The 23,995-nt window shown below is 70.3% G+C and carries 22 protein-coding genes and 1 tRNA gene; 14 read left to right on the plus strand and 9 right to left on the minus strand.

Going from position 1 to position 23,995, the window contains the following annotated elements; genetic code table 11:
- Positions 1 to 101: 101 nt before the first annotated feature.
- Positions 102 to 3,320: a penicillin acylase family protein gene (locus ABZW17_RS08335; protein WP_354811025.1), complete on the minus strand. Its 3,219-nt coding sequence runs from the start codon at positions 3,318 to 3,320 to the stop codon at positions 102 to 104.
- Between the two features lie 141 nt (positions 3,321 to 3,461).
- Here ABZW17_RS08335 and ABZW17_RS08340 point away from each other — a divergent pair, with 141 nt between their 5' ends.
- Both ABZW17_RS08340 and ABZW17_RS08345 read left to right on the plus strand, forming a co-directional pair.
- Entirely contained in the window at positions 3,462 to 3,836 is a 375-nt protein-coding gene (locus ABZW17_RS08340; protein ID WP_354811027.1) for an FKBP-type peptidyl-prolyl cis-trans isomerase, read from the plus strand.
- 116 nt (positions 3,837 to 3,952) lie between these two features.
- On the plus strand, positions 3,953 to 4,684 hold the full coding sequence (locus ABZW17_RS08345; protein ID WP_354811029.1) for a trypsin-like serine protease: 732 nt from the start codon (positions 3,953 to 3,955) through the stop codon (positions 4,682 to 4,684).
- A gap of 91 nt (positions 4,685 to 4,775) precedes the next feature.
- Here the strand turns inward: ABZW17_RS08345 and ABZW17_RS08350 are convergent.
- Positions 4,776 to 4,861, minus strand: a tRNA-Leu gene (locus ABZW17_RS08350).
- 131 nt (positions 4,862 to 4,992) lie between these two features.
- On the opposite strand from ABZW17_RS08350, the gene ABZW17_RS08355 reads away from it, so the two are divergent.
- The 7 genes from ABZW17_RS08355 to pknB all read left to right on the plus strand — a co-directional run bounded on the left by ABZW17_RS08355 (position 4,993) and on the right by pknB (position 14,460).
- Positions 4,993 to 6,240 (plus strand): DUF3662 and FHA domain-containing protein, encoded by a 1,248-nt coding sequence (locus ABZW17_RS08355; RefSeq protein WP_354811031.1) that lies wholly within the window; start codon positions 4,993 to 4,995, stop codon positions 6,238 to 6,240.
- 100 nt (positions 6,241 to 6,340) lie between these two features.
- Positions 6,341 to 6,802, plus strand: a complete 462-nt coding sequence (locus ABZW17_RS08360) for an FHA domain-containing protein (RefSeq protein WP_003079002.1) — start codon at positions 6,341 to 6,343, stop codon at positions 6,800 to 6,802.
- Entirely contained in the window at positions 6,799 to 8,196 is a 1,398-nt protein-coding gene (locus tag ABZW17_RS08365; protein ID WP_354811034.1) for a PP2C family serine/threonine-protein phosphatase, read from the plus strand. The genes ABZW17_RS08360 and ABZW17_RS08365 overlap by 4 nt, the downstream gene beginning before the upstream one ends.
- The gene (locus ABZW17_RS08370; RefSeq protein ID WP_354811036.1) at positions 8,196 to 9,683 is read left to right on the plus strand and encodes an FtsW/RodA/SpoVE family cell cycle protein; all 1,488 of its coding nucleotides are present in this window, start codon (positions 8,196 to 8,198) and stop codon (positions 9,681 to 9,683) included. Before ABZW17_RS08365 ends, ABZW17_RS08370 begins: the two co-directional genes overlap by 1 nt.
- Positions 9,680 to 11,149 (plus strand): penicillin-binding transpeptidase domain-containing protein, encoded by a 1,470-nt coding sequence (locus ABZW17_RS08375; RefSeq protein ID WP_354811038.1) that lies wholly within the window; start codon positions 9,680 to 9,682, stop codon positions 11,147 to 11,149. Before ABZW17_RS08370 ends, ABZW17_RS08375 begins: the two co-directional genes overlap by 4 nt.
- A 3-nt stretch (positions 11,150 to 11,152) precedes the next feature.
- Positions 11,153 to 12,493, plus strand: a complete 1,341-nt coding sequence (locus ABZW17_RS08380) for a serine/threonine-protein kinase (protein WP_354811040.1) — start codon at positions 11,153 to 11,155, stop codon at positions 12,491 to 12,493.
- Positions 12,490 to 14,460 (plus strand): Stk1 family PASTA domain-containing Ser/Thr kinase, encoded by a 1,971-nt coding sequence (gene pknB, locus ABZW17_RS08385; RefSeq protein ID WP_354811042.1) that lies wholly within the window; start codon positions 12,490 to 12,492, stop codon positions 14,458 to 14,460. The genes ABZW17_RS08380 and pknB overlap by 4 nt, the downstream gene beginning before the upstream one ends.
- A 47-nt stretch (positions 14,461 to 14,507) precedes the next feature.
- On the opposite strand, the gene ABZW17_RS08390 is transcribed toward pknB, so the two are convergent.
- Positions 14,508 to 14,771 carry a hypothetical protein gene (locus tag ABZW17_RS08390; protein WP_354811044.1) on the minus strand — a complete coding sequence of 88 codons (264 nt, stop codon included), beginning with the start codon at positions 14,769 to 14,771 and terminating at the stop codon, positions 14,508 to 14,510.
- Positions 14,772 to 14,823: 52 nt separating this feature from the next.
- Between ABZW17_RS08390 and ABZW17_RS08395 the strand changes: the two genes are divergently transcribed.
- Positions 14,824 to 15,690, plus strand: a complete 867-nt coding sequence (locus ABZW17_RS08395) for a helix-turn-helix transcriptional regulator (protein ID WP_354811046.1) — start codon at positions 14,824 to 14,826, stop codon at positions 15,688 to 15,690.
- Positions 15,691 to 15,713: 23 nt separating this feature from the next.
- Positions 15,714 to 15,980 (plus strand): DUF397 domain-containing protein, encoded by a 267-nt coding sequence (locus ABZW17_RS08400; RefSeq protein ID WP_354811048.1) that lies wholly within the window; start codon positions 15,714 to 15,716, stop codon positions 15,978 to 15,980.
- On the opposite strand, the gene ABZW17_RS08405 is transcribed toward ABZW17_RS08400, so the two are convergent.
- The 4 genes from ABZW17_RS08405 to ABZW17_RS08420 form a co-directional block, all read right to left on the minus strand.
- Positions 15,938 to 16,252 (minus strand): hypothetical protein, encoded by a 315-nt coding sequence (locus ABZW17_RS08405; RefSeq protein WP_354811050.1) that lies wholly within the window; start codon positions 16,250 to 16,252, stop codon positions 15,938 to 15,940. The genes ABZW17_RS08400 and ABZW17_RS08405 overlap by 43 nt on opposite strands.
- A gap of 100 nt (positions 16,253 to 16,352) precedes the next feature.
- Positions 16,353 to 16,994, minus strand: a complete 642-nt coding sequence (locus ABZW17_RS08410; RefSeq protein ID WP_354811052.1) for a hypothetical protein — start codon at positions 16,992 to 16,994, stop codon at positions 16,353 to 16,355.
- Positions 16,982 to 17,773, minus strand: a complete 792-nt coding sequence (locus ABZW17_RS08415; protein ID WP_354811054.1) for an ABC transporter ATP-binding protein — start codon at positions 17,771 to 17,773, stop codon at positions 16,982 to 16,984. The genes ABZW17_RS08410 and ABZW17_RS08415 overlap by 13 nt, the downstream gene beginning before the upstream one ends.
- Positions 17,770 to 18,414, minus strand: a complete 645-nt coding sequence (locus tag ABZW17_RS08420) for an aminodeoxychorismate/anthranilate synthase component II (protein WP_354811056.1) — start codon at positions 18,412 to 18,414, stop codon at positions 17,770 to 17,772. The genes ABZW17_RS08415 and ABZW17_RS08420 overlap by 4 nt, the downstream gene beginning before the upstream one ends.
- A gap of 111 nt (positions 18,415 to 18,525) precedes the next feature.
- Here ABZW17_RS08420 and ABZW17_RS08425 point away from each other — a divergent pair, with 111 nt between their 5' ends.
- Complete coding sequence (locus ABZW17_RS08425; RefSeq protein WP_354811058.1) at positions 18,526 to 19,854, plus strand: FAD-dependent oxidoreductase; 1,329 nt, start codon at positions 18,526 to 18,528, stop codon at positions 19,852 to 19,854.
- Between the two features lie 32 nt (positions 19,855 to 19,886).
- On the opposite strand, the gene ABZW17_RS08430 is transcribed toward ABZW17_RS08425, so the two are convergent.
- The gene (locus ABZW17_RS08430; RefSeq protein WP_354811060.1) at positions 19,887 to 20,543 is read right to left on the minus strand and encodes a response regulator transcription factor; all 657 of its coding nucleotides are present in this window, start codon (positions 20,541 to 20,543) and stop codon (positions 19,887 to 19,889) included.
- Entirely contained in the window at positions 20,483 to 22,306 is a 1,824-nt protein-coding gene (locus ABZW17_RS08435; protein WP_354811062.1) for a histidine kinase, read from the minus strand. The genes ABZW17_RS08430 and ABZW17_RS08435 overlap by 61 nt, the downstream gene beginning before the upstream one ends.
- A 170-nt stretch (positions 22,307 to 22,476) precedes the next feature.
- Here ABZW17_RS08435 and ABZW17_RS08440 point away from each other — a divergent pair, with 170 nt between their 5' ends.
- Together ABZW17_RS08440 and ABZW17_RS08445 are read left to right on the plus strand one after the other, a co-directional pair.
- The gene (locus ABZW17_RS08440; protein ID WP_354811064.1) at positions 22,477 to 23,190 is read left to right on the plus strand and encodes an ABC transporter ATP-binding protein; all 714 of its coding nucleotides are present in this window, start codon (positions 22,477 to 22,479) and stop codon (positions 23,188 to 23,190) included.
- On the plus strand, positions 23,187 to 23,921 hold the full coding sequence (locus ABZW17_RS08445; protein ID WP_354811066.1) for an ABC transporter permease: 735 nt from the start codon (positions 23,187 to 23,189) through the stop codon (positions 23,919 to 23,921). The genes ABZW17_RS08440 and ABZW17_RS08445 overlap by 4 nt, the downstream gene beginning before the upstream one ends.
- The last annotated feature ends 74 nt before the right edge of the window (positions 23,922 to 23,995 follow it).

Here is a 23,995-nt window from a genome sequence, read left to right on the forward strand (position 1 = left end):
CCGTGAGCAGGCTTTCGAGGCGGGCGGCGACCCGGTCGAGCGGCACCGTGCTGCGTTGCGCTAACCCGCCTTACCACTCACGACAAGCTGCGGCAGACCCCCTAGTGGGCGTAGACCTCGAACTCGTACAGCGAGTAGCCGTACTTCGTCCCGCGCTGGACGCCCTGCATCTTGACGAACCGGGCGGGGGTGGCGGCGAAGGCGAGGTTGTCCTGGCCGCCGTCGCCGTCGGTCACCACGGCTGCGTCCGTCCAGTTCACCGCGTCCGGGGAGAGCTGGATCCGGTAGCTCTTCCCGTACGCCGACTCCCAGTTGAGCAGCACCCGCGAGACCTGCTGGACCGAACCGAGGTCGACGGTGATCGCCTGGTCGTCGCTCCAGTCGCTGGCCCAGCGGGTCGAGGCGTTCCCGTCGATCGCGTTGGACGCCGGCGAGTTGTAGAAGCCGGTCTCGGCGCTGGTGGCGCTGACCGTCTTCGTCGCCGCCAGGTTGGCGATGTTGTCGCCGCGGTGGGCGGCGTACTCGACGACCTGCTGGAACGTCGGGCGGTTCTGCCAGCTGATCTTGTCCTGCGTGATGCCGCCGAGCGGGTTCTGGACGATCGAGTCGGCGCACCACTGGTCGCCGGCCGAGCAGTTCGCGTCACCGGGGTAGACGGTGCTCGCGGACTGGCCGGCGGCCGTGGTCAGCGAGTCGACGAGCGCCTGGCGGCACGCGGTGGCGTCGCCGCCGCCGCAGAACGTCTGCGCGAGCGGGCCGGCCACCGGCTGGCCGAGCACCTGCCGGATGTCCTTGCTGACGTAACCCCACCAGCCGTACTGGAACGACGAGCCCTTGTGGGGCTGGCCGGTGTGCTGGCCGTTGCCGTTCTGCCAGCCGGACGGGCTTTCGTTGATGCCGAGCACACCCGTCATGGCGTTGTAGGCGTCGTCGCCCATGCCCGGCTTGAACTCGGCCTGGACCAGCAGCGGCCACCAGGCGTCGAAGATGCGGATCGCGTCCGCGTCGGCGTAGGCCTTGCTGCCGGCCGACGTCTCCGTGCGCAGCTGGCCGTGCGAGAGCCACGTCTTGAGCTTCGCCTCGGCGTCCGCGGCCGCACCGGTGGTCGGCGTCTTGTCGAGCACCTGCAGCAGCAGCGGCAGCACGCGCTCGGCGCGCAGGTCGGCCAGTGCCGCCTCCGCCATCGCCTGGGTCAGGTTGACCCGGGTGACCTTGGTGCCGCTGGTGATCAGCTTCTTGACCCGCGAGTCGAGCAGGTCGACGCGGTGCACGGCGGACTTGTCGGCGCCCGCGGCCGCGTAGCCGTTGGCCTGGGCGTTGTTCCAGCTGACGTAGTAGTCCTGGTTGACCGACTGCGGGTGCTGCGACGCCGGCGTGTAGGTCGCGACGTTGCCGGCCGGGTTCCAGCCGACCCAGTCGTGGCCCTGGTCGCCCCACACCGGCATGTTCGGGTCCACATCGGACTGCCGGGCCGGGTTGGCGCCGGAGTTGAAGTAGGCGATGTCCTTCGAGTCGGCGTAGAACCAGTTGAACGTGAAGTTGATGTCGGCGGCGGCCCGCTGGAAGTCCGCCGCGGACTTGACGAAGGTCGGGTCGTTGAGCTCCTGGAACCCGATCAGCGAGTCGACCTCGTGGAAGTAGGACGACCGCAGGGCCGCGTACGCCACCGGCTTGCCGCCGACGGTCGCCCGGCTCTGCACCGGCCCGTACTTGGTCCGGTAGCTGCGCAGGGTGTACGAACCCGCCGCGGTGCCGTCGGCCACCGTCGGCTTCCAGGAGTTCTTCACCTCGACGGTGTCCATCGGGACGCACTTGCCCTGGTAGGTGTAGTAGTTCGAGTCCTTCGTCGCCGTGCCGCCGTTGGGGTCGCACAGCTGCAGCGCGTAGGTGTCGATGATGTCCTGCGCCGACGTCGTCGCGCTCCACGAGTAGTCCTGGCCGCGGCCCAGCAGCGTGTACATGCTCAACCCGGCGAAGGCCGCGCCGCGCGAGCTGATGCCCGGGCCCTGCAGTTCCTGCAACAGCAGCAGCTGCGGGGCGAAGTAGCCGGTCTGCGGGCCGAACACGGCGACCGGGTGGCCGCTGGCGGTCTTGGCGCCGGAGACGAGCAGCGCGTTGGACATGCCGTGCTTCTCGCTCAGCATGTTCGCCGGCAGCACGCCGTTGTCGAACATCCCGCGGGCCGGCTCCAGCTCGGCGGGCGCGGCGACGTCCACAGTGGACGGCGTGGCGGAGGCGGCCGAGCCGGTCTGGTCGAACACCAGCGGCTGCGGCGTCACCGAGTTCTTGTCCGGCATGGCCCGGCCGGTGGCGTTGGCCGGAGTCTTGCCGTACGGGAAGGTCTGGCCGTCGTGCAGCGTCTTGACCGCCTCGGGGTCGTCCTCCGAGCGCAGGCTCTGCCACACCTTCTCGCCCTGCACGACGCCGTACTTCTCCTGCATCGCGAGCTTGGCGATGGCGTTCTGCACCTCGCCGCCGCCGCCCGCGCCGAACTCGGCGCCGATCAGGGAGGCGAGCGCGACCAGGTCGGTCAGCTTGAACGGGTCGATCGACCCGGCGTTGGTGATCGAGTCGACGTGCCCGGTCAGCACGTACTCGCCGGGGAAGTACCGGCCGTTGTAGGAGTCGGAGATGTACTTGTTGATGCCGTCGACGTAGGCCTGCGCGTCGGCGAGGCCCTGCGCGCCACGCGGGCCGCTGGCCGCGGTGCGGTCGATCTGCTGCTGCAGCTCGGCTTCGGTGTACGGCGCGTTCGCGAAGAACTGCTGCTCGAGCTCGCGGTTGGCCTGTGCGCCGCCGGCGAACGAGGTGACCTGGCCGCGGGCGGCGTGCCGCAGCACGTCCATCAGCCACAGCCGGTCCTGCCCGGCCGCGTACCCGGCGCCGAACTCGGTGCCGGCGCGGGTGGTCCCGGTGATGTGCGGGACGCCGAGCGCCTTGTCCCGCACGATCGTGACGTCGGAGCGCGGTTTCGTCGTGCTCGCCACCTGGTCGGCCGGGACGCCGAAGGAGGAGTCGTTGAAGTACTGGCTGATCGCGCCGGTGGTCAGCGTCTTGTAGCCGCCGGCCAGCGAGGCGTACTTCCCGAGCTGGTCGGCCGCGTGCGCCGGCCGGGTGCCGAGGAGCTTGTGGGCGAGGATGTCCGCGAGGGTGGCGTTGCCGTTCTCGCCGGGCGGGAGGATGTCGTTGCACTGCCCGCCGCAGTAGTCGTCGGGTGACAGGGCCGCCTCCGCGGCCGGCGCGGAAACGGCGACCTGGGTCAGCCCGGCCACGAGGGCCCCCAGTGCCGTAACGGTCAGGGCGCGGATGCGTCGTCGCATGCCGGGCTCCCCTCAGTCCAGAAGAGTGACGAAGCGCACGCTACCGAGCAGTAGCTGAAGTGTGAAGACTTTTCGCGTTTCTCCCCTCTTTGGGCGTAGTCCGATCGGCGCAGCCGATCGCACGTAGGTACGGTGAGGGCCATGACCTTGGAAAAGCCCCTCATCGACCGCCCGGACGGACCTGCGCCGGCCGAACTCGAGATCACCGACCTCACCGTCGGTGACGGCGCGGAAGCCACGGCCGGCCAGACCGTCACCGTGCACTACGTCGGTGTCTCGCACTCGACCGGCGAACAGTTCGACGCGTCCTGGGACCGCGGCGAGCCGCTGCGGTTCGGCCTCGGGGTCGGCCAGGTCATCCCGGGCTGGGACAAGGGTGTCGCCGGGATGAAGATCGGCGGCCGCCGCAAGCTGGTCATCCCGCCGCACCTGGCCTACGGCGAGCGCGGGGTGCCCGGCGCGATCAAGCCGTCCGAAACGCTCGTCTTCGTCGTCGACCTGGTCGGCGTGAACTGATCCCGCGGCCGGGCGTCACCCGATGGACCACCGGGTGACGCCCGGCCAGGGAATTCCCCGCCCGCGGCGGCGGCCCTAACGTCGAACGTCGACCACCGACTCGACGAAGGGGAAGAATGCGCCTGCGCGCCCTGCTCGCCGCTGCTGTCCTGACCATCTCCACCGCCCCCGCCGCCTGGGCCGTCGCCCACGGATCCGACGTTCCACCGGGGCAGTACGGGTTCGTCGCGAAGCTCGCGATGACGAAGATCCCCCGCCCGGACGGCTCGACGTACAGCAGTTACTGCACGGGCGCGCTGATCGCGCCTGCCTGGGTCGTCACGACCGGTCACTGCTTCCACGACGCCCACCGCGACCGGATCTCGGGAAAGATCCCGTACCCCACGACGGTGACGCTGGGCCTGACCGACGAAGAGACGGAGTCGGGCATCGCCCGCAAGGCGACCGAGGTCCTCCAGGCCAAGGAGAACGACGTCGCCCTCATCCACCTGGACTCCCCGGTGGCAGCGGTACCGCCGCTGACGGTGAGCCGCACGGCCCCCAAGGTCGGCCGGCAGCTGACGCTGGCGGGCTGGGGCAGCCTGACGGGCACGGACCCCAAGCCGGCGACCCGGATGCAGGAGGGCACGGTGGCGGTCGCGAAGGTGGACCCGACGACGCTCGGCGTCCGCGGCGCGGCCCCGGAGATCACGACGAGCGCGTGCACGTACGACTCGGGAGCGCCGTATTTTTCCGGCACCGAGCTGGTCGCTCTGGAGGCCACCGGGCCGGGCTGCCCCCACGCGGGCATCGAGACGACGAGCCGCGCGGACGTGATCGCCGACTGGATCGCCACCCACACGGCGTAACTTCGCCCAGGGCGAACGCGGAGCCGTGACAAACCCCACGGCCAGGTCCAGACCATGAAAAAGGGGCCCCGGCCAGTAGCCGGGGCCCCTTTGGTGGGCGAGGAGGGAGTTGAACCCTCACGTCCTTTCGGACACACGGACCTGAACCGTGCGCGTCTGCCATTCCGCCACTCGCCCTAGTGCTTGTCTCAAGCGGCGAGGAGAAGACTAGCAGGTGGTTTGAACGGCTTTCACCGGGGGCCGTGTAGAGGCTGGCTCACCCGGATAGGATCGATAGCGGAAGCACACGTGCAAGGAGGTTTTCCCCGGTGGGCCGCGCCGAACGATTCGACAGGCGACTCGAGAACCTGGTGGGGAACACTTTCGCGCGCATGTTCGGTGGCAACGTCGTCACGCAGGAAGTGGCGATCGCCCTGGAGCGGGAGAGTGAGGAGAACGTTCGTGAGCTGGCAGGCGGTCGGCAGCTCGCCCCGAATCACTACATCGTGTCCTTGGGGACGGCTGACCACGAGCGCATGGCCGGTGACGAGCAACGCGTCACCCAGGTCCTGGCGAAGGCGGTGGCGGAACACCTCGCCGCCGAGGGCCTGGACACCTATGGTGACGTCGTCGTATCACTCGAGCGCAACGAGGCGCTGCATACTGGACAGTTCAAGACCCGTTCGTCCGTCGATCCCGACGCCCGCCCCTCAGGCGCCGGTTCACCGCGGTCGGCACGACCCAGCAACGCAGGAGACCCAGCAATGAGCCAGCCCCCCGGCTACGGCCAATACGACCAGGGTGACCCGTACGGCCAGCAGGGCCAGTACGGCTACGGACAGCAGGGTGGCCAGCAGCCCGGGTACGACCAGGGTTACGGCCAGCAGGGTGGATACGACCAGTACGGCCAGCAGCAGCCCGGTGGTGGTTACGACCAGTACGGCCAGCAGCAGCAACAGGGCGGCTACGACCAGGCCGGCTACGCCCAGCCCCAGCAGGGCGGCTACGACCAGGGTTACGGCCAGCCCCAGCAGGGCGGCTACGACCAGGGCGGGTACGGGCAACCGCAGCAGGGCGGCTACGACCAGGGCGGCTACGGCCAGCCCCAGGGTGGTGGCTACGACCAGGGCGGCTACGGCCAGCCCCAGGGCGGCGGCTACGACCAGTACGGCGGCCAGCAGCAGGGCGGCTACGACCAGTACGGCCAGCAGGGCGCGTACGGCCAGCCGGCCGGTGACCCGTACGGCCAGCAGCAGGGCGGCTACGCCCAGCCCGCGCCGGGCCGCCAGCTCGCGGCGAGCCTGCAGCTGGACGACGGCTCCAACCGCACGTACTCGCTGAAGCAGGGCGGGAACGTCGTGGGCCGCGGCCAGGACGCGGACTTCCGCCTCCCGGACACCGGTGTCTCGCGCCGCCACCTGGAGATCACCTGGGACGGCCAGAGCGCGACGCTCGCGGACATCGGTTCGACCAACGGCACGACCGTGAACGGCACCCCGGTCCAGACCTGGCAGCTCGCCGACGGCGACGTGATCCGGGTGGGTCATTCGTCCCTGGTGTTCCGTACACAGGGCTGACTCGGGACCCGGAATACTGTTCCCGCAGAATTGACGTGCGGGGGGACCGCGGCGTACCCGCGTCGCGGCTGCACGGACGAGTCGGGAGCGGACACACCAAGTGCCAGAGCTGGTCGTACAACTCACCAGGGTGGGCTTCCTCGTGCTGCTCTGGCTCTTCGTGTTCGCCGCGCTCAGAGTCGTCCGCTCGGACCTCTACGCGGCGTCGGGCATGCGCGTCCAGGTCCCGACCTTCGGGCGCAAGAAGGAGAAGAAGCCGCGCAACAGCAAGTCCCCGCAGCAGCTGCTCGTCACGCACGGCGCGCTGGCGGGGACGCGCATCGCGCTGGACGGCCGGCCGATCCTGATCGGCCGGGCCGACGACTCCACGCTGGTCCTCGACGACGACTACGCGTCCACCCGGCACGCGCGGATCGCCCAGCGCGGCGAGGACTGGTACGTGGAAGATCTGGGCTCGACGAACGGCACCTATCTCGACCGGGCTAAGGTCACTGCACCCCTCCGGGTCCCGCTCGGAGTCCCCATCCGGATCGGCAAGACGGTGATCGAGCTTCGCCCATGACTCTCGTCCTCCGCTACGCAGCCCGCAGCGACCGGGGCCTGGTGCGTTCGAGCAACCAGGACTCCGTGTACGCCGGCCCTCGCCTGCTCGCGCTCGCCGACGGCATGGGTGGCCACGCGGCGGGTGAAGTGGCCAGCAAGGTCGTCATCGCGTCCCTCGCCCCGCTCGACGACGACGAGCCGGGCGACGATCTGCTCGCCCAGCTGCGGGAGGCGGTGGCGAACGGCAACGCCGCGATCGCCGAGCTCGTCTCGCAGGACCCGGACCTGGACGGGATGGGCACCACGCTCACCGCCGTCCTGTTCGCGGGCACCCGGCTCGGGCTGGTGCACGTCGGCGACTCGCGCGCGTACCTGCTGCGCGGCGGCCAGTTCGCGCAGATCACGCGCGACGACAGCTTCGTCAACGAACTCCTCGAACAGGGCCGGATCACGCCCGAAGAGGCCGCGGTGCACCCGCAGCGGTCGCTGCTGCTGAAGGCGCTGACCGGGCACGAGGTCGAGCCGAGCCTGACCGTGCGCGAAGCGCGTTCCGGTGACCGGTACCTGATCTGCTCGGACGGCCTGTCCGGCATGGTGTCCGACGAGACGCTGGCCGAGGCCGTGCAGATCCCGGACCCGCAGCAGTGCGCGGACCGGATGATCGAGCTGGCGCTCAAGGGCGGCGGCACCGACAACGTCACGGTGATCATCGCCGACGTGGTCGACGTCGACTTCGGCGAGGACGCGCCCATCGTGGGCGGCGCCGCCGGGGACGGCAGCGACGAACGCCACCAGGGCGACTCGCCCGCGGCGCGGGCCAGGGCGCTGACCCAGCCGCCGCCGCAGCCGCGCCCGGAACTGCCGCAGCCCACCGAAGACCCCAAGGCCAAGCGGCGGAAGCGGTTCCGCTGGCTGGCCGGGGCGCTGGTGGTCCTCGTGGTGCTCGCCGCGGCGGCCATCGCGACCCGCTACTTCGTGCTGAGTCAGTACTATGTCGGCGAGGGAGCGGACGGGGAGGTCGTGATCTACCGCGGCGTCCCCGGCAGCATTCTCGGCATCGACCTGCACGCCTACGAGCAGGGGTCCTGCCCGCCCACCCAGGTGTGCACGGACAAGCTGCGCGTCAACCAGCTCCAGGAGGACGCGCGGCTGGCGGTGCAGAACGGCGTCAAGAAGGACAGCCTCGATGACGCCCGCAGGTACATCGATGACTTCCTGCAGCTGCGCAAGCGCCTGAACAACTGCGCGCCGGCGGGCGGTCAGCCGTCCACGACGCCGACCCCTCCGGTCACGCCGACGACGACTCCGTCGGCTCCGGCCGGCTCGACTGCCCCGTCGTCGGCGAACCAGCCAGCGGGGAGGGACTGCTCGACGCCGAGTTCGACGGCACCGACGACGGGAGGCGGTAACTGATGGGCCAGCCCGTCGCGCGCTCCGCCGAACCGCTCGCCGCGCAGTTCCAGACGAACCCGCCGCGCGAGGTCCCGACCCGCCGCAACACCGAGCTGGTGCTGCTGGGGTTCGCCACGTTCATCGTCACCGTCGCGCTGGTCCTGGTGGAAGCGAACCAGGAGCAGGAGCTGACCTGGTCGATCATCTGGCTCGGCCTCGCCTACCTCGCGATCTTCGCCGCCGCGCACCTCGCGGTGCGCCGGTGGGCGCCGTACGCCGACCCGGTGCTGCTCCCCTGCGTCGCGCTGCTGAACGGCATCGGCCTGGTGATGATCCACCGGATCGACCTGGCCCTGGCCGAGCGCGCCACGCAGCAGGGCAAGGACTACACGCCCGCGGTCACCGCGCAGGTGCTGTTCACGGTGATCTCGCTCGTGTTCTTCGTCGTGGTGCTGATCGTGGTGAACGACCACCGCACGCTGACCCGCTACGGCTACACGGCCGGCCTGATCGGCATCGTCGCGCTGGCCCTGCCCGCGCTGCTGCCGTCGAGCCTGTCCGAGGTCAACGGGGCCAAGGTGTGGCTGAAGCTGCCGTTCTTCTCGATCCAGCCGGGCGAGTTCGCGAAGATCCTGCTGATGATCTTCTTCGCTTCGTTCCTGGTGTCGAAGCGGGACCTGTTCATGGTGGCGGGCAAGAAGCTCGTCGGGGTCGAGCTCCCGCGCGCCCGCGACCTCGGCCCGATCCTGATCGCCGCGTTCGCCTGCATCGGCATCCTGGTGTTCGAGAAGGACCTCGGCACGTCGCTGCTGTTCTTCAGCGTGATCCTGGTGATGCTGTACGTCGCCACCGAGCGGGCCATCTGGGTCGTCCTCGGCCTCAGCTTCTTCGCCGTGGGCTGCGTCATCGCCTACAACCTCTTCGCGCACGTCCAGCAGCGCGTGGCGAACTGGCTGGACCCGCTGGCCACCTACGACCAGGCGGGCGGCGGCTACCAGCTGGCGCAGGGCCTGTTCGGGCTCGGCACCGGCGGCGTCGGCGGCACCGGGCTCGGCGCCGGCCGGCCGGACATGGTGCCCGAGGCCAACACCGACTTCATCACCGCGTCGATCGGCGAGGAGCTCGGCTTCATCGGCCTGGCCGCGGTGCTGATGCTCTACTTGCTGGTCGCGATGCGCGGTATGCGCAGCGCGCTGGCCGTGCGCGACACGTTCGGCAAGCTGCTGGGCGGCGGGCTCGCGTTCACCATGGTCATGCAGATCTTCGTCGTCGTCGGCGGGGTCACGAAACTCATCCCGGAGACCGGTATCACCGCCCCGTTCCTGTCCAAGGGTGGTTCGTCGCTGCTCGCGAACTACATCCTCGTCGCGCTGCTGCTCCGCATCTCCGACGCGGCCCGCAGGCCGGCCGCCCGCCCGAAGCCGCAGCAGCAGCCGCAGGCTCCGATCGCGGAGGCGCACACCGTGCTCGTGCAACGCCCGCCGGCGGACGGGGGCGCGCAGGCATGAACACCCCGCTCCGCAAGGTCGGCATGGCGATGCTCGTGATGGTCGTCCTGCTGCTCGGCAACGCCACCTACATCCAGGTGGTGAAGGCCGACGACTACCGCACCGACTCCCGCAACGCGCGCGTGCTCTACGACGAGTTCGCCCGCCAGCGCGGCAAGATCGTGTCGCAGGCCAACGGCGAGGTGCTGGCCGGCATCAACCCGTCGAACGACAAGTACAAGTACATCCGGACCTACGCCGACGGCCCGATGTACGCGCCGGTCACCGGCTACTACTCGATCAACTACGGCGCCGGCGGCCTGGAGCGCGCCGAGGACGACGTCCTCAACGGCTCCGACCCGCGGCTGTTCGTGCGGCGGCTGTCGGACATGGTCACCGGCCGCGACCCCAGCGGCGGCAACGTCCGGCTGACCATCGACCCGGCCGTGCAGAAGGCCGCCTACGACCTGATGACGCAGAAGGGCTACACCGGCGCCGTCGTCGCGATGGAGCCGAGCACCGGCCGGATCCTGGCGATGGTCTCGACGCCGTCGTACGACCCGAACTCGCTCGCTTCGCACACGTCGAAGGCGCAGACCGACGCCTGGAACGCGAACAACAAGGACCCGAAGAAGCCCATGCTGAACCGGGCGATCTCGGAGACCTACCCGCCGGGGTCGACGATGAAGCTCGTCACCGCGGCCACCGCGCTCGAAAACGGCATCGGCCCGGACACCCAGGTCAGCACCGCGCCGAACACGAAACTGCCGAACACCAACGTCACGCTGGAGAACTACGGCGGCGAGACCTGCCCGGGCAACACGTTCAAGGACGCGCTCGCGCACTCCTGCAACGTGCCCTTCGCGGAGTTCGCCGGCCAGCTCGGCGCGGACAAGATCAAGAAGACGGCGGCGAACTTCGGCATCGGGCAGACCGACCTGACCGTGCCGATGAAGGTCGCCCCGTCGACGGTCGGCGCGCTCGACTCGCAGGGCGCGCTCTACCAGAGCGGCATCGGCCAGCGTGACGTCCGGCTGACGCCCCTGCAGGACTGCCTGCTCTCGGCCACCGTGGCCAACGGCGGGATGGCGATGAAGCCGCAGCTGGTCCAGTCGGTGCTGGCGCCGGACCTGTCGACCATCGAGGACTACAGCCCCACCGAGCTCACCGGCACCGCGGCGCTTTCGTCGTCGAACGCCGCGATCCTCAAGGACATGATGATCGCTTCCGAAGGCTTCACCAAGGGTGGCGGCAAGCGCGCGGACATCAAGATCGCGTCGAAGACCGGCACCGCCGAACACGGCACGGACTCCAAGAACACGCCCCCGCACGCCTGGTACACCGCCTTCGCCCCGGCCGACAGCCCGCAGATCGCGGTCGCCGTGATCGTCGAGGACGGCGGCAACCGCGGTCTCGCGGCCACCGGCGGCACGGTCGCGGCGGAAATCGGCCGGGCCGCGATCAACGCCAAGCTCGGGGGTGGATAGCGCATGCTGTCCTCCGGTCAGCTGCTGGCCGACCGCTACAAACTGACGAGCCGGATCGCCGTCGGCGGGATGGGCGAGGTCTGGCAGGCCAGTGACACCCGGCTGGACCGGACTGTCGCCGTCAAGATCCTCAAGACCGAGCTCTCCGGCGACGCCGAGTTCCTCCACCGCTTCCGCACGGAAGCGCGGATGACGGCGTCGCTCAACCACCCCGGCATCGCCGCGGTGCACGACTACGGCGAGACGATCCTCGACGGCGACCTGTCGATCGCGTACCTGGTGATGGAGCTCGTCGACGGCGACCCGCTGGCCGGGTTGCTGGCCAAGCACGGGCGGCTGTCGGCGGAGTTCACGCTCGACATGCTCGAGCAGGCGGGCAACGCGCTGCAGGCCGCGCACTCCCACGGCCTGGTCCACCGCGACGTCAAGCCGGGCAACATCCTGGTGACCTCGGCCGGCCAGGTGAAGATCACCGACTTCGGGGTCGCGAAGGCGGCCGACGCCGCCCCGGTCACCCGGTCCGGCATGGTCATGGGCACCGCGCACTACATCGCGCCGGAGCAGGCGCTCGGGCAGCCGGCCGAACCGGCGTCCGACGTCTACTCGCTGGCGGTGTGCGGTTACGAGTGCCTCGCCGGGCACCGGCCGTTCCTGTCGGAGAACGCCGTGACGGTCGCGATGATGCACATCCGCGACGTCGCGCCGCCGCTGCCGCCGGACGTGCCGCCCGCGGCCCGCGCGGTGATCGAGGCGACCCTGGTCAAGGACCCGCGGCAGCGCTACAACGACGGCGGCGAGTTTGCGGCCGCCGTCGCCGCGGTCCGCGCCGGGCTGCCGCTGCCGGCGCCGTCGGGGCTGGTCAACGCCACCTACACGACGGGCCAGCAGCCGGTGGTGCCGCAGCAGCTCCCGCCGCAGCAGCCGCCGCCGTCGATGCCGGTGCCGATCCCGCAGCAGCAGCTCCCGCCGCACATGCCGGTCGGCCCGCCGTCGCCGGCGATGAACCCGATGATCGCGATCGGCCCGCCGTCGCGGCCCCATCCGCGGCAGGTCATGCTGCCGGCCGCCCGCAAGAAGACGCAGTGGGGCTGGTGGGCGCTGCTCGCGGCGATCCTGCTCGTTGTCCTGGTGGCGGGGATCGTCCTGGTGGCGAAGATGCTGGGCGGCGGCAGCGGCTCGCCGCCGCACAGCGGTCAGACGCAGAGCCAGGTGGTCCCGGGCAGACAGGTGCCCGCGGAGCAGTCCTCGAGCGTCTACCCCGCGGACACTCCCGGCACGACCGACGATGGCCGGCAAGGCATCATGACCACACCTTGGACGGAATGGAACGGCACCCAGAGATGAGCACACCCAGACTGCTCTCCAACCGGTACGAGCTGGGCGAAACGCTCGGCTACGGAGGCATGTCCGAGGTCCATCACGGCCACGACGTGCGTCTCGGCCGGGAAGTCGCGATCAAGATCCTCCGTGCCGACCTCGCCAGGGACCCGCAGTTCCAGGAGCGCTTCCGCCGCGAGGCGCAGAACGCCGCCGCGCTGAACCACCCGGCGATCGTCGCGGTGTACGACACGGGTGAAGCCAACACCGATTTCGGGCCGCTGCCGTACATCGTCATGGAGTACGTCGAAGGCCGGACGCTGCGCGACATCGTCAAGACCGAAGGCCCGATGTCGCAGAAGCGGGCGATGGAGGTCATGGCCGACGTCTGCGCGGCGCTGGACTTCTCGCACCGCCACGGCATCGTGCACCGCGACGTCAAGCCGGCCAACGTGATGATCACGAAGAACGGCGCGGTCAAGGTGATGGACTTCGGCATCGCGCGCGCGATGCACGACGGCCAGTCCGCCATGACCCAGACGGCCGCGGTGATCGGCACCGCGCAGTACCTTTCGCCGGAGCAGGCCCGCGGCGAGTCGGTCGACGCGCGGTCGGACGTCTACGCGGCCGGCTGCGTGCTGTACGAGCTGATCACCGGCGAGCCGCCGTTCACCGGTGACTCCCCGGTCGCGGTGGCCTACCAGCACGTCCGGGAGGACCCGAACCCGCCGTCGTCGGTGAACCCGGCGGTGGCGCCGGAGCTGGACGCGGTCGTGCTGAAGGCGCTGGCCAAGGGCCCGGCGAACCGCTACCAGTCGGCGGCGGAGATGCGCTCGGACCTGGTGCGCACCCTGTCGGGCCAGCGCCCGGCGGCGCCGATGGTGATGTCCGAAGACGAGCGCACGCAGGTGATGAACGCCGACCGGCGGCAGCCGCAGCGCTACGAGGAGTACCCCGAGCCGGACGACGAGGACCCGAAGGCCAAGCGCCGCCGCCGCACGATCTTCGCCGTGCTGGCCGCGGTGTTCGTGCTGGGTTCGGTGCTGCTGATCATGTGGCTGTCGAACGCGTTCAAGAGCAACGACGCGACGCTGGTGGCGGTCCCGGACGTGCTGCACCAGACGGTCCCCCAGGCCCGCGAAACGCTGAACGGCAAGGGTTTCAACGGCACGATCGAGCAGAAGCAGGTCACCTGCGGCGTGCAGCCGACCGACGGCAGCCCGCAGTGCGGCGACGGCGACATCAACCGCGTCATCAAGATCGACCCGTCGGTCGGGACGCAGGTCGCGACCAGCCAGAAGATCACCCTGTACGTCGGGGTCGCGCCGGGCAAAGCGAGCGTGCCGGACCTCAAGGGCAAGACGCGCGACCAGGCCGAGCAGGCGCTGAAGGACGCGAAGCTGACGCTCGACCCGTCCGTCGGCGAGATCGAGGTCGACGACCCGAACCAGGCCGGCCTGGTGCAGAACCAGACCCCGGCCTCGGCGTCCGAGGTCGACCAGGGCACCAGCGTGCGGATCACGGTGGGCAAGTCGAAGCAGCTCAAGACGGTCACCGACTTCACCGGCAAGCCGTACGCGCAGGCCAAGGCGGCGCTCGAAGGCCAGGGCTGGAAGACGAAGAAGAGCGAGCAGCCGTCGGACACGGTGCCGAAGGACTCGGTCATCACCCAGAACCCGAACGGCGGCCAGCTCGCGATCGGCGAGACGATCACGCTGACCGTGTCGACGGGCCCCGACCAGTCCCAGCCGACGCAGATCCAGATGCCGACCCTGGTCGGGATGACGTTCGACGACGCCCAGGCCAAGCTGCAGAGCATGGGCTGGACCGGGCAGCTGAACCAGCGGGCGGACCGGACGAGCTCGCAGCCGGAAGGCACGATCACCGGCCAGAGCCCCAAGGCGGGCACCACGATCGACAAGAACCAGACGGTCAACGTCAACGTCTCGGAGCCGTTGTTCCCGTCGTCGCCGACGAAGACATCAGGCCCCTGATCCGGTCCTGCTGAACAAGGCCCGCACGGTTCGCCGTGCGGGCCTTTTCAGTGGTCCAGCCAGCGCAGTTCGACGTCCCCGAGCCGGCGCTGGACGCGCAGCAGCCGTTCCGCGGTATCGGACGAGTGAATCGAGCGCTGCCCGCTGTACCGGAAGAGGGCGCCGCCGCCGTCCTGCAGCTCGATGCCCCAGCCGATCAGGGGTGTGCCGTCGAGGTGGTTCGCTGTCCCGAAGACCGTGAACAACCTGGGCTTTCCGGCGAGCGCCAGCTCTTCGATGACGCGCTGGTACGGTGTGCGGTCAGTGCTCATGGAACGAGCTTACCGAGAAACTTTCTCCTTAAGCAACTGGTAGTGTCTGCGCATGCACATCCCGTCGGATCCCGAGCTGCTGAAGACGCAGCTGGGCATCGAGCTGCGCCGGCTGCGTGAAGAGGCCGGGTTCACCGCGCTGGAGGCCTGCGCGGCGATCAACGCGCACACGCCGAAGCTTTCGAAGCTGGAGAACGGCAACCAGACCGCGGACCCGGAGGACATCCGGAAGCTCGCGGAGTTCTACCGCGCGACGCCGGAGCAGCGGGACTACCTGGTGGCGTTGGCCGAGGCCCAGCCGAAACGGCGGCGGAGGCGGAAGGCGGCCGAGCGCGACGCGGTGCCGGACTGGTTCCGCCGGTTCCTGGCGCTGGAGTGGGACGCAACCGAGATCCGCACCTACCAGATCGACATGGTGCCGGGCCTGCTCCAGACCGAGGACTACGCACGGTCGAACATCCAGGCATGGGAACCCGAGGCCGATCAGCGGATCATCGACAAGCAGGTGACCACCCGCCTCGAACGGCAGGTCGCGTTGCGGCGCAACGGGCGCCCATCGCTGCGCCTCGATGCGGTGCTCAGCGAAGCGGCATTGCGCCGGGTTCAGGGCAGCCACGCCATCATGCGGGCGCAGTTGCAGCACCTGATCACAGCATCGAAACGGCCCAACATCACGGTCCGCGTGCTGCCGTTCGAGATGCCGGGCCGGATCACCACACCGGCAGCTTTCTCGTTGTTCCGGCTGCAGGAGCAGAACTTCTCCACGGTCTACCTGGAGGATCTCTTCGGCGCGACCTACCTCAAGGAGCCGGACGAATTCACCAAGTACAACGTGGTCTACGGGCGCCTGCGGGACGCTGCACTGGACCCGGAATCGACTCGCAGGTTCCTCGCTAAGGTGGCAGAGTCCTACAAGTAGAACGCCACCTGAAGGGGTGTGTGATGACAGCCCCCGAGTCCCCGATCTGGTTCAAGAGCAGTCACAGCGGCGGAAACGGCGGCGACTGCGTCGAGGTCGCCTGGTTCAAGAGCAGCTACAGCAGCAGCAACGGTGGCGAGTGTGTCGAGGTCGCGTTCGCCGGTCCGGCTGTCGGCATCCGTGACACCAAAGCCCGCGCGGCCGGACATCTGACCGTCTCCGGCCCGGCGTGGGATGCGCTGCTGGGTCACGCTTTGTCGAGGAACCCCCGCACCGCACCGAGCACCTGATCGGCGTCGCTCGCGGCACCGCAGTCGAGCTCCAGCTCCTCGGCGGCGCCCGAGCGCTTCACCTTCAGCGAGACGCTGCCCGCCCCGCGCGTCAGCCACGCGAACAGCGAACGGCAGAAGACCGCGGCGGAGTTGCTCGACACCCCGACCACGACGGCGTCGAAGACCTGCACGCGGCCGCGCAGCTCGTCTTCGCCGCGCAACCAGGCGGCGAGCTCCGGAAGCTCGCCTTCGGAGTTTGGCACGGTGATCGCGACGATCCCAGCCGTCACCCGAGCTCCCTTCGCCCAGAACCGGAGAGGACCCGAACCTTAGTCGCGTTCGCATCCCTGCCGAAACCCCGGTGGGGAACTTGAAGATGGCAATTTGCAGTCAGGAGCGCCGACGCACCAGCGCCGAGACGGCGAAGAAGCTGGCGGCCAGCATCACCACCGACGTGACCAGGGCCAGGACCAGCGGGCCGCCGACCGGTTCGTCGTCGGTCAGAGCGTGCAGCAGCGGGTGGACCAGCGGAATCTTGGCCAGCAGCACGACGACGAGGGTGATCACCGCGGCCAGGACCGTCCAGCCGATGCGCTGCACCAGCAGCCGCGAGCACGGCAGCGCGATCGCGATGCCCAGCACCGCGCACGCGAGGTGCGCGAGCAACCCGATCCCGAGCGCCGCCGGCTGCACCTTGAACGACTTGATCGCCGACCACACCTCGGTGATCGCCGTCAGGACCAGCGAACAGGCCAGCACCGTCAGCACCGCGCCGGTGATCATCCGGCGCCACTGGCGCGCGTGGCTCAACGTCACCAGCCGCTGGACCGGGTCTTCGATGTCGAGCAGCGCGATCGTCAGCCAGCACGACACGACCAGCAACCCGCCCGCGCTGACGCCGAACAGGGGCAACGGCGGTGAATGCGGGTCGGCGTAGAGGATCACGCACAGCGCGAGGTACGCCAGCAACGCCGGCAGGTACCGCTGCGAATGACCGAGCAGCGCCAGGTAGTACCGCGTCAGGGCGAGCACGGCGCCACCTCCCGCACCGACCAGCCGTCCTTCAGCGCGCGCCGCAGCACGGCGTCCACCGACGCGATCTCGACCGTGAGCACCACCTGCGTGCCTTCCACCACCGCGTGCCGGACGCCGGGCTCGTCCGCCCAGCCGGCGCCGCCGCCGCGCAGCACGATCCGCGTGGTCGGCTCGGCGCTCTCGGCCGTCAGGCGGCCTTCGTTCATCAGGTGGACGACGTCGGCGTGGTCGTGCACCACCTGCGGCCGGTGGTCGGTGAACACGACGCTCGCCCCGCGCGCCCGCGTCTCGGCGACGAGCTCGCCGAGGATCGCGTGCGTGCCGACGTCCAGACCGCTCCACGGCTCGTCGAGGATCAGCAGGTCGGGGCGGACCATCACGGCCTGCGCGAGCCCCACCTTCTGCGCGTTGCCCTTGGACAGCGTGCGCAGCGGGGCCGTCGGGCCGCCGACGAGCGCGAGCCGTTCCAGCAGCGGGTCGATCACCGAGAGGTCGGCGAGGCCGTGGATGCGGGCCATGTGCCGCAGGTACGCCCGCGCACCCATGCGCTGGCCGGCCGGGAACCGGTCCGGCAGGTAGCCGATCCGCGGGTTGCCGCTCAGGGTGCCGGTGGTCGCGTGCGAGACGCCGGCCATGATCCGCAGCAGCGTCGACTTGCCGGAGCCGTTGCTGCCGAGGACGCCGACGACGTGCCCGGGCTCGACGGTCAGGTCGACGTCGCGGAGGACGAAGTCACCGCGCCCGTACCGCTTGCCGACCCCCGCCAGCCGGATCACGCAACAGCGGCCTTCTGGAGGGCCTTGGTCGCCCGCTCGAGCTCGTCGACCCGCGCCGGGTCGACCGGGTGGCCGGCCGCGGCCAGCCAGTTCGCCAGCATCCGGTGGCCGCCCTCGGTGAGCACCGACTCGGGGTGGAACTGGACGCCTTCCAGCGGCAGCTCGCGGTGGCGCATGCCCATCACGATGCCGGACTCGGTGCGGCCGGTGACCTCGAAGACGTCTTCGGCGATGGTTTCGGGGAGCACGGTCAGGGAGTGGTACCGGGTGGCGGTGAACTCCTCCGGCAGGTCCTTGAGGATGCCGGCGCCTTCGTGGCGGACCTGGCTCGTCTTGCCGTGGAGCAGCTCGGGCGCGCGGTCGACGGTCGCGCCGTAGACCACGCCGAGGGCCTGGTGGCCGAGGCAGACGCCGAGCATCGGGGTGCGCGTCTCGGCGCACTTGCGGATGACGTCCATGCTCTGACCAGCGCGTTCGGGCGTTCCCGGGCCGGGCGAGACGAGCACGGCGTCGAACTCGGGCACGCGGTCGAGGTCCACGACGTCGTTGCGCCAGACCGTGCAGTCGGCGCCGAGCTGGGCCAGGTACTGGACCAGGTTGTAGACGAAGCTGTCGTAGTTGTCGACGACGAGAACGCGCATGGCGCCGAGCTTACCGGCTCCCACCTGGTGGACCGTACGCCAAATCACATTTCTGGTTAGGTGACCCTAACTTACCGTGGAGGTGTGACTCGATCTCTTCGCGTAGCCGTCGTGGGCGCTGGTCCCGCCGGCATCTACGCCGCCGACATCCTGGACAAGTCCGACGCCGACGTGACGATCGACCTCTTCGAGCGGATGCCCGCGCCCTTCGGCCTGATCCGGTACGGCGTCGCGCCCGACCACCCGCGCATCAAGGGGATCGTGACGGCGCTGGAGAAGGTGCTCTCGAAGCCGAACGTCCGCCTGCTGGGCAACATCGACTACGGCACCGACGTCAAGCTCGACGAGCTGCGCGAGTTCTACGACGCGGTGATCTTCTCCACGGGCGCGTCCGCCGACCGCGCGCTCGACATCCCGGGCATCGACCTCGACGGCAGCCACGGCGCCGCGGACTTCGTCTCCTGGTACGACGGCCACCCGGACGTCCCGCGCACCTGGCCGCTGACCGCGTCTTCGGTGGCGGTGCTCGGTGTCGGGAACGTCGCCCTGGACGTGGCCCGGATCCTCGCGAAGACGGCCGACGAGCTGCTGACCACGGACATCCCGGACAACGTCTACCAGGGCCTGCGCACGAGCCCGGTGACCGACGTGCACGTGTTCGGCCGCCGCGGCCCGGCCCAGGCGAAGTTCACGCCGCTGGAGCTGCGGGAGCTGGACCACTCGCCGAACGTCGAGGTCATCGTCCACCCGGAGGACATCGAGTTCGACGAAGGCAGCATCGCCGCGCTGCGGGCGTCGAAGCAAATCGACATGGTGGTGAAGACGCTGCAGGAGTGGGCGATCCGCGAGCCGGGCACCCGCCCGCGGCGGCTGCACCTGCACTTCTTCCACTCCCCCGTTTCGGTGCTGGGTTCCGACGGCCGGGTGAGCGGCCTGCGCACCGAGCGCACCGAGCTGACCGGCGACGGTTCCGTCCGCGGCACCGGCGAGTTCCACGACTGGGACGTCCAGGCGGTGTACCGGGCGGTCGGCTACCTGTCGTCGCACCTGCCGGAACTGCCGTTCGACCACGTGGCCGGGGTGGTGCCCAACCAGGCCGGGCGCGTGCTGGACCTGGACGAGAACCAGCTCCCGGGCGTGTACGTGACGGGCTGGATCAAGCGCGGCCCGATCGGCCTCATCGGCCACACGAAGGGCGACGCGGCGGAGACGATCGCGAGTCTCCTGGCGGACGCCGACACGCTGGCGGCCCCCAAGTACGCGTCACCGGACGCGATCCTGGACTTCCTGGGCGCACGCGGCATCCCGTTCACGACCTGGGACGGCTGGGGCCGCCTGGACGCCCACGAGAAGTCCCTGGGCTCGGCGGCGGGCCGCGAGCGGATCAAGGTGGTCGAGCGCGAGGAGATGACCCGAGTTTCGCGCGGCCAGGGCTCGTGAGTGGTAAGGCGGGTTCTAACCCGCCTTACCACTCACGAGCGGCCGAGGTAGGCGAGGACGGCCAGCACGCGGCGGTTCGTGTCGTCGGAGGCCGTGATGTCGAGCTTGGCGAAGAGGTTCGCCGTGTGCTTGCCGACCGCGCCCTCGCTGAAGTGCAGCTTCGCGGCGATCGCGGCGTTCGAACAGCCCTCCGCCATCAGCGACAGGACCTCCCGCTCCCGCGGGGTCAGCGCGGCGAGCGGGTCGGAGGCGTTGCCCGCCACCAGTTTCGCGATCACCTCGGGGTCCATCACCGTGCCGCCGGCGGCGACCCGGCGGACGGCGTCGATGAACTGCTCGGCGTTGAACACCCGGTCCTTGAGCAGGTAGCCGATCGCGCCGGTGCCGTCGGCGAGCAGCTCGCGCGCGTACAGCTGCTCGACGTGCTGCGACAGCACGAGGATCGGCAGCCCGGGCACCTCCCGGCGGGCGTCGAGCGCGGCCTGGAGGCCCTCGTCGGTGTTCGTCGGCGGCATCCGGACGTCCACAATGGACACATCCGGGCGTTCCTCGCGCAGGGCGGCCACCAGCTCCGGGCCGCTGCCGACCGCCGCGACGACGTCGAAGCCGTGAGCGGTCAGCAGGTGCGTCAGGCCGTCTCGGAGGAGGTACTGGTCTTCGGCGACGAGGGTTCGAGGTCGAGCTGACACGGGATCTCCAGGGTCGCCCTCGTGGGGCCGCCGAGCGGGCTGGTCAGCGTCAACCTACCGTCGAAGCCACCCAGGCGGCGCTCGATTCCCCGCAGTCCCGAACCCCGCGCCGGATTCGCACCGCCCGGGCCTTCGTCGGTCACCACGACCGTCAGGAGGTCGTGGGCGAAGGCCACGTCGATCGACACCCGTTTCGCGCCGTGCTTCGCCGCGTTGCCCAGCAGTTCCGACACCGCGAAGTACACGCACGCCTCGACCGGCTCCTCGACGCGTCCCGGCAGCGAGCCCGTGACCTCGGCCTTCAGCGGGCTGTCCATGGCCAGCGCGCGCACCGCGTCCAGCAGCCCGCGTTCGGACAGCACCGGCGGGTGGATGCCGCGGATCAGCACCCGCAGCTCGGTGAGCGCTTCGGACGACGCCGCCCGCAACTCCGCCGCGAGCCGTTTCGCGGCCGCCGGGTCGGTGTCGACCAGGGCCTCGACCGCGCCGAGCTTCATGCCCATCGCGACCAGCCGGGACTGGATGCCGTCGTGCAGGTCACGCTCGATCCGGCGCAGCTCCGCCGCCTGCGTCACCGTGACGTCGGAGCGGGTCTGCTTCAGCCGTTCGACGCGCTGGGCCAGCCGCGTCGACTCGGTCGGCCCGAACCACACGCGGGCGAAGCGGGCCTGCTGGCGGGCGAGCCACGGCGCCGCGGCCAAGCCGGCGAAGACCATCGCCAGCATGACCGGCGTCTGGGCGAGCGCACCCAGGTGCGTCGTCACCACGGGGAACGGGGACCAGTCGATGCGGTGCGACACGAACGGCCGCCAGATCCAGAGCGCGGCGAGGCCGGTCAGCCCGCGGCCGGCCAACGCCACCGTCGGCAGGATCATGACGAACGAAACCAGCGGGACGAGCAGGCTGCCGGCGAGGTCGCGCCAGGTGGCGCGGTCGCGGTAGATCCACCGCGTCCGGGCGTGCTGGACCGGCCAGAACGGCTCTTCGTACAACTGGCGGCCGGCCTGGTAGAGCCCGTCGGCGCGGGGCACCGGCAGCCCGGGCGGCGGCAGGTACGGCCGCGCGATCCGCACCCCGGTCCAGTTCCCGATCTCGCGGCGCAGGGTGTCCGTGATCGTCCGGTTCGCCAGCACGACCGGGGTGGCCACCGGCACGAAGAGCACCATGACGACCAGCTGGAAGCTCGAGAAGACCAGCTGCACCACCGAAACCGCGAACAGCCCGGCCTGGTGCCCCAGCGCTTCGGTGTGCCGGTGCAGCCAGTTCTTGCGCGTCGGGTCGGCGGGCGGGCGCGGCCCGATCCACCAGCGCGTCCACCGGCCGTAGCCGCGCAGCACCACCGGCCCGCCGAGCAGGGTGGCCACCGGCAGCAGCATCGTGCACAGCGGGTTCAGCAGCTGCCACAGGAACTCCCGGCCGGTCGCCGGGTCTTCCATCGCCCAGGTGAGCCGGTGCTGCCAGCTGATCCAGAACGCCCGCTTGTAGAGCTGGTTGCCGTCGCGGTACCAGCCGTCGCGCTCGCGCACCGGCGCCGGCGGCTCGGGCCGGTACGGCGCTTCGATCCCGACGCCGCACCAGCGCCCGGCCAGCGCGCGCATGGTCGCCGAGCGGCCGCGGGCCCACAGGAGCGCGGGGCCGAAGAAGAACACCAGCCCGACGCACAGCAGCGCGAAGGTGAGCAGCTGGACCAGGACGTCCACCAGGCTGAGCAACGAGAACGCGGCCAGCGCGAACGCCCGGCCGACCGCACGCAGGTACGTCATCCGGCACCTCCTTTCCCCCGGGATCTTCGCGGACGCGCGGCTGGCCGCGCACTGCCCGAAGCCCCACAACGGGGGTGGGCCCAGCCCCACCCCGGCTTCAGCAAAACGCTACCTGAGCTGGGGTTTCAGCGTCATACCGCCGACGTCCGCCGGTTCGTAGCTTTGTCCCCATGCCACTCATCGAAGTCACCGACCTCCGCAAGCAGTACGGCAACCGGGTCGCGGTCGACGGCGTTTCGTTCACCGTCGAGCGCGGCGAAATCTTCGGCATCCTCGGCACGAACGGCGCCGGGAAGACCACCACCGTCGAATGCCTCCAGGGCCTGCGCCGCGCCGACGGCGGCACGATCTCCGTCCTCGGCCTCGACCCGGCGGCCGACCACACCGAGCTGACCCGCCGCGTCGGCGTCCAGCTGCAGGAGAGCCAGCTGCCGGCGAAACTGCGGGTGCGCGAGGCGCTGGAGCTGTTCGCGTCCTTCTACCCGCAGCCGGCCGACATCGACGTCCTGCTCGACCAGCTGGACCTGCGCGACCACGCCCGCAGCTACTTCGGCAAGCTCTCCGGCGGCCAGAAGCAGCGCGTGTCGATCGCGCTGGCCCTGGTGGGACAGCCGGAGCTGGCCATTCTCGACGAGCTGACCACCGGCCTCGACCCGCACGCCCGCCGCGAAACGTGGCAGCTGGTCGAAGGCGTCCGCGCCGCCGGCGTGACGGTCCTGCTCGTCACCCACTTCATGGACGAAGCCGAGCGGCTCTGCGACCGCGTCGCGATCTTCGACGCCGGGCGCGTGGTCGCCACCGGCACCCCGACCGAGCTCCGCGCCGCGGCCGGAGCCTCCACTTTGGACGACGCGTTCGTCTCGCTGACCAGGAGCGCCCGATGAGCACCCTCACCAAGATCACCGCCACCGAAACGAAGATCTTCCTCCGCTCGCCGTTCATGGCGATCGCCGGCGTGCTGCTGCCGTCGGTCCTGCTGCTCGCGATCGGCGCGATCCCGGGCATGACCGAGCCCAGCGAAAAGACGGGCGGCTACCGGTTCATCGACGCGTGGGTGCCGTCGCTGGTGGTGATCAGCCTGGCGATGCTGGCCCTGCAGTCGATCCCGGCCGCCGTCGCGGCCTACCGCGAACAAGGCGTCCTGCGCCGGCTGGCCACGACCCCGGTGCACCCGGCGAACCTGCTGGTGGCGCAGCTGGTGATCCACGTGGTGGTGGCGCTGGCGGGCATCGCGCTGCTGCTGGGCCTGGCCAACGCGGTGTACGACGTCCCGCTGCCGAAGCACGCGCTGATGTTCGTGGTGACGCTGCTGCTGGGCCTGGTCTCGACGTTCTCGCTGGGCCTGATCACGGCGTCGGTCGCGGGCACGGCGAAGAGCGCGAACGGCCTGGCGATGGTCACGTTCGTCCCGATCATGTTCTTCGGCGGCGTGTACCTGCCGCGCCCGCTGCTGCCGCCGGTGCTGCAGCGGATCGGCGACTACGTCCCGCCGGGCTCGCAGCCGCTGCAGGACACGTGGGTCGGCACCGGGGTGCAGCCGCTGCAGCTGGTCGCGCTGGCCGCGTTCGCGGTGCTCGGCACGGCGCTGGCGGCCCGGTTGTTCCGCTGGGAGTGACCCCTTCCGCCAAAGTGGTGATGATCATCGTTTTCTCTTGTGGCGGCGCCACCCGGCCGGTAGCCAGGAGGGTG

Source organism: Amycolatopsis sp. NPDC004625, from assembly GCF_040609695.1.
Lineage (GTDB): Bacteria > Actinomycetota > Actinomycetes > Mycobacteriales > Pseudonocardiaceae > Amycolatopsis.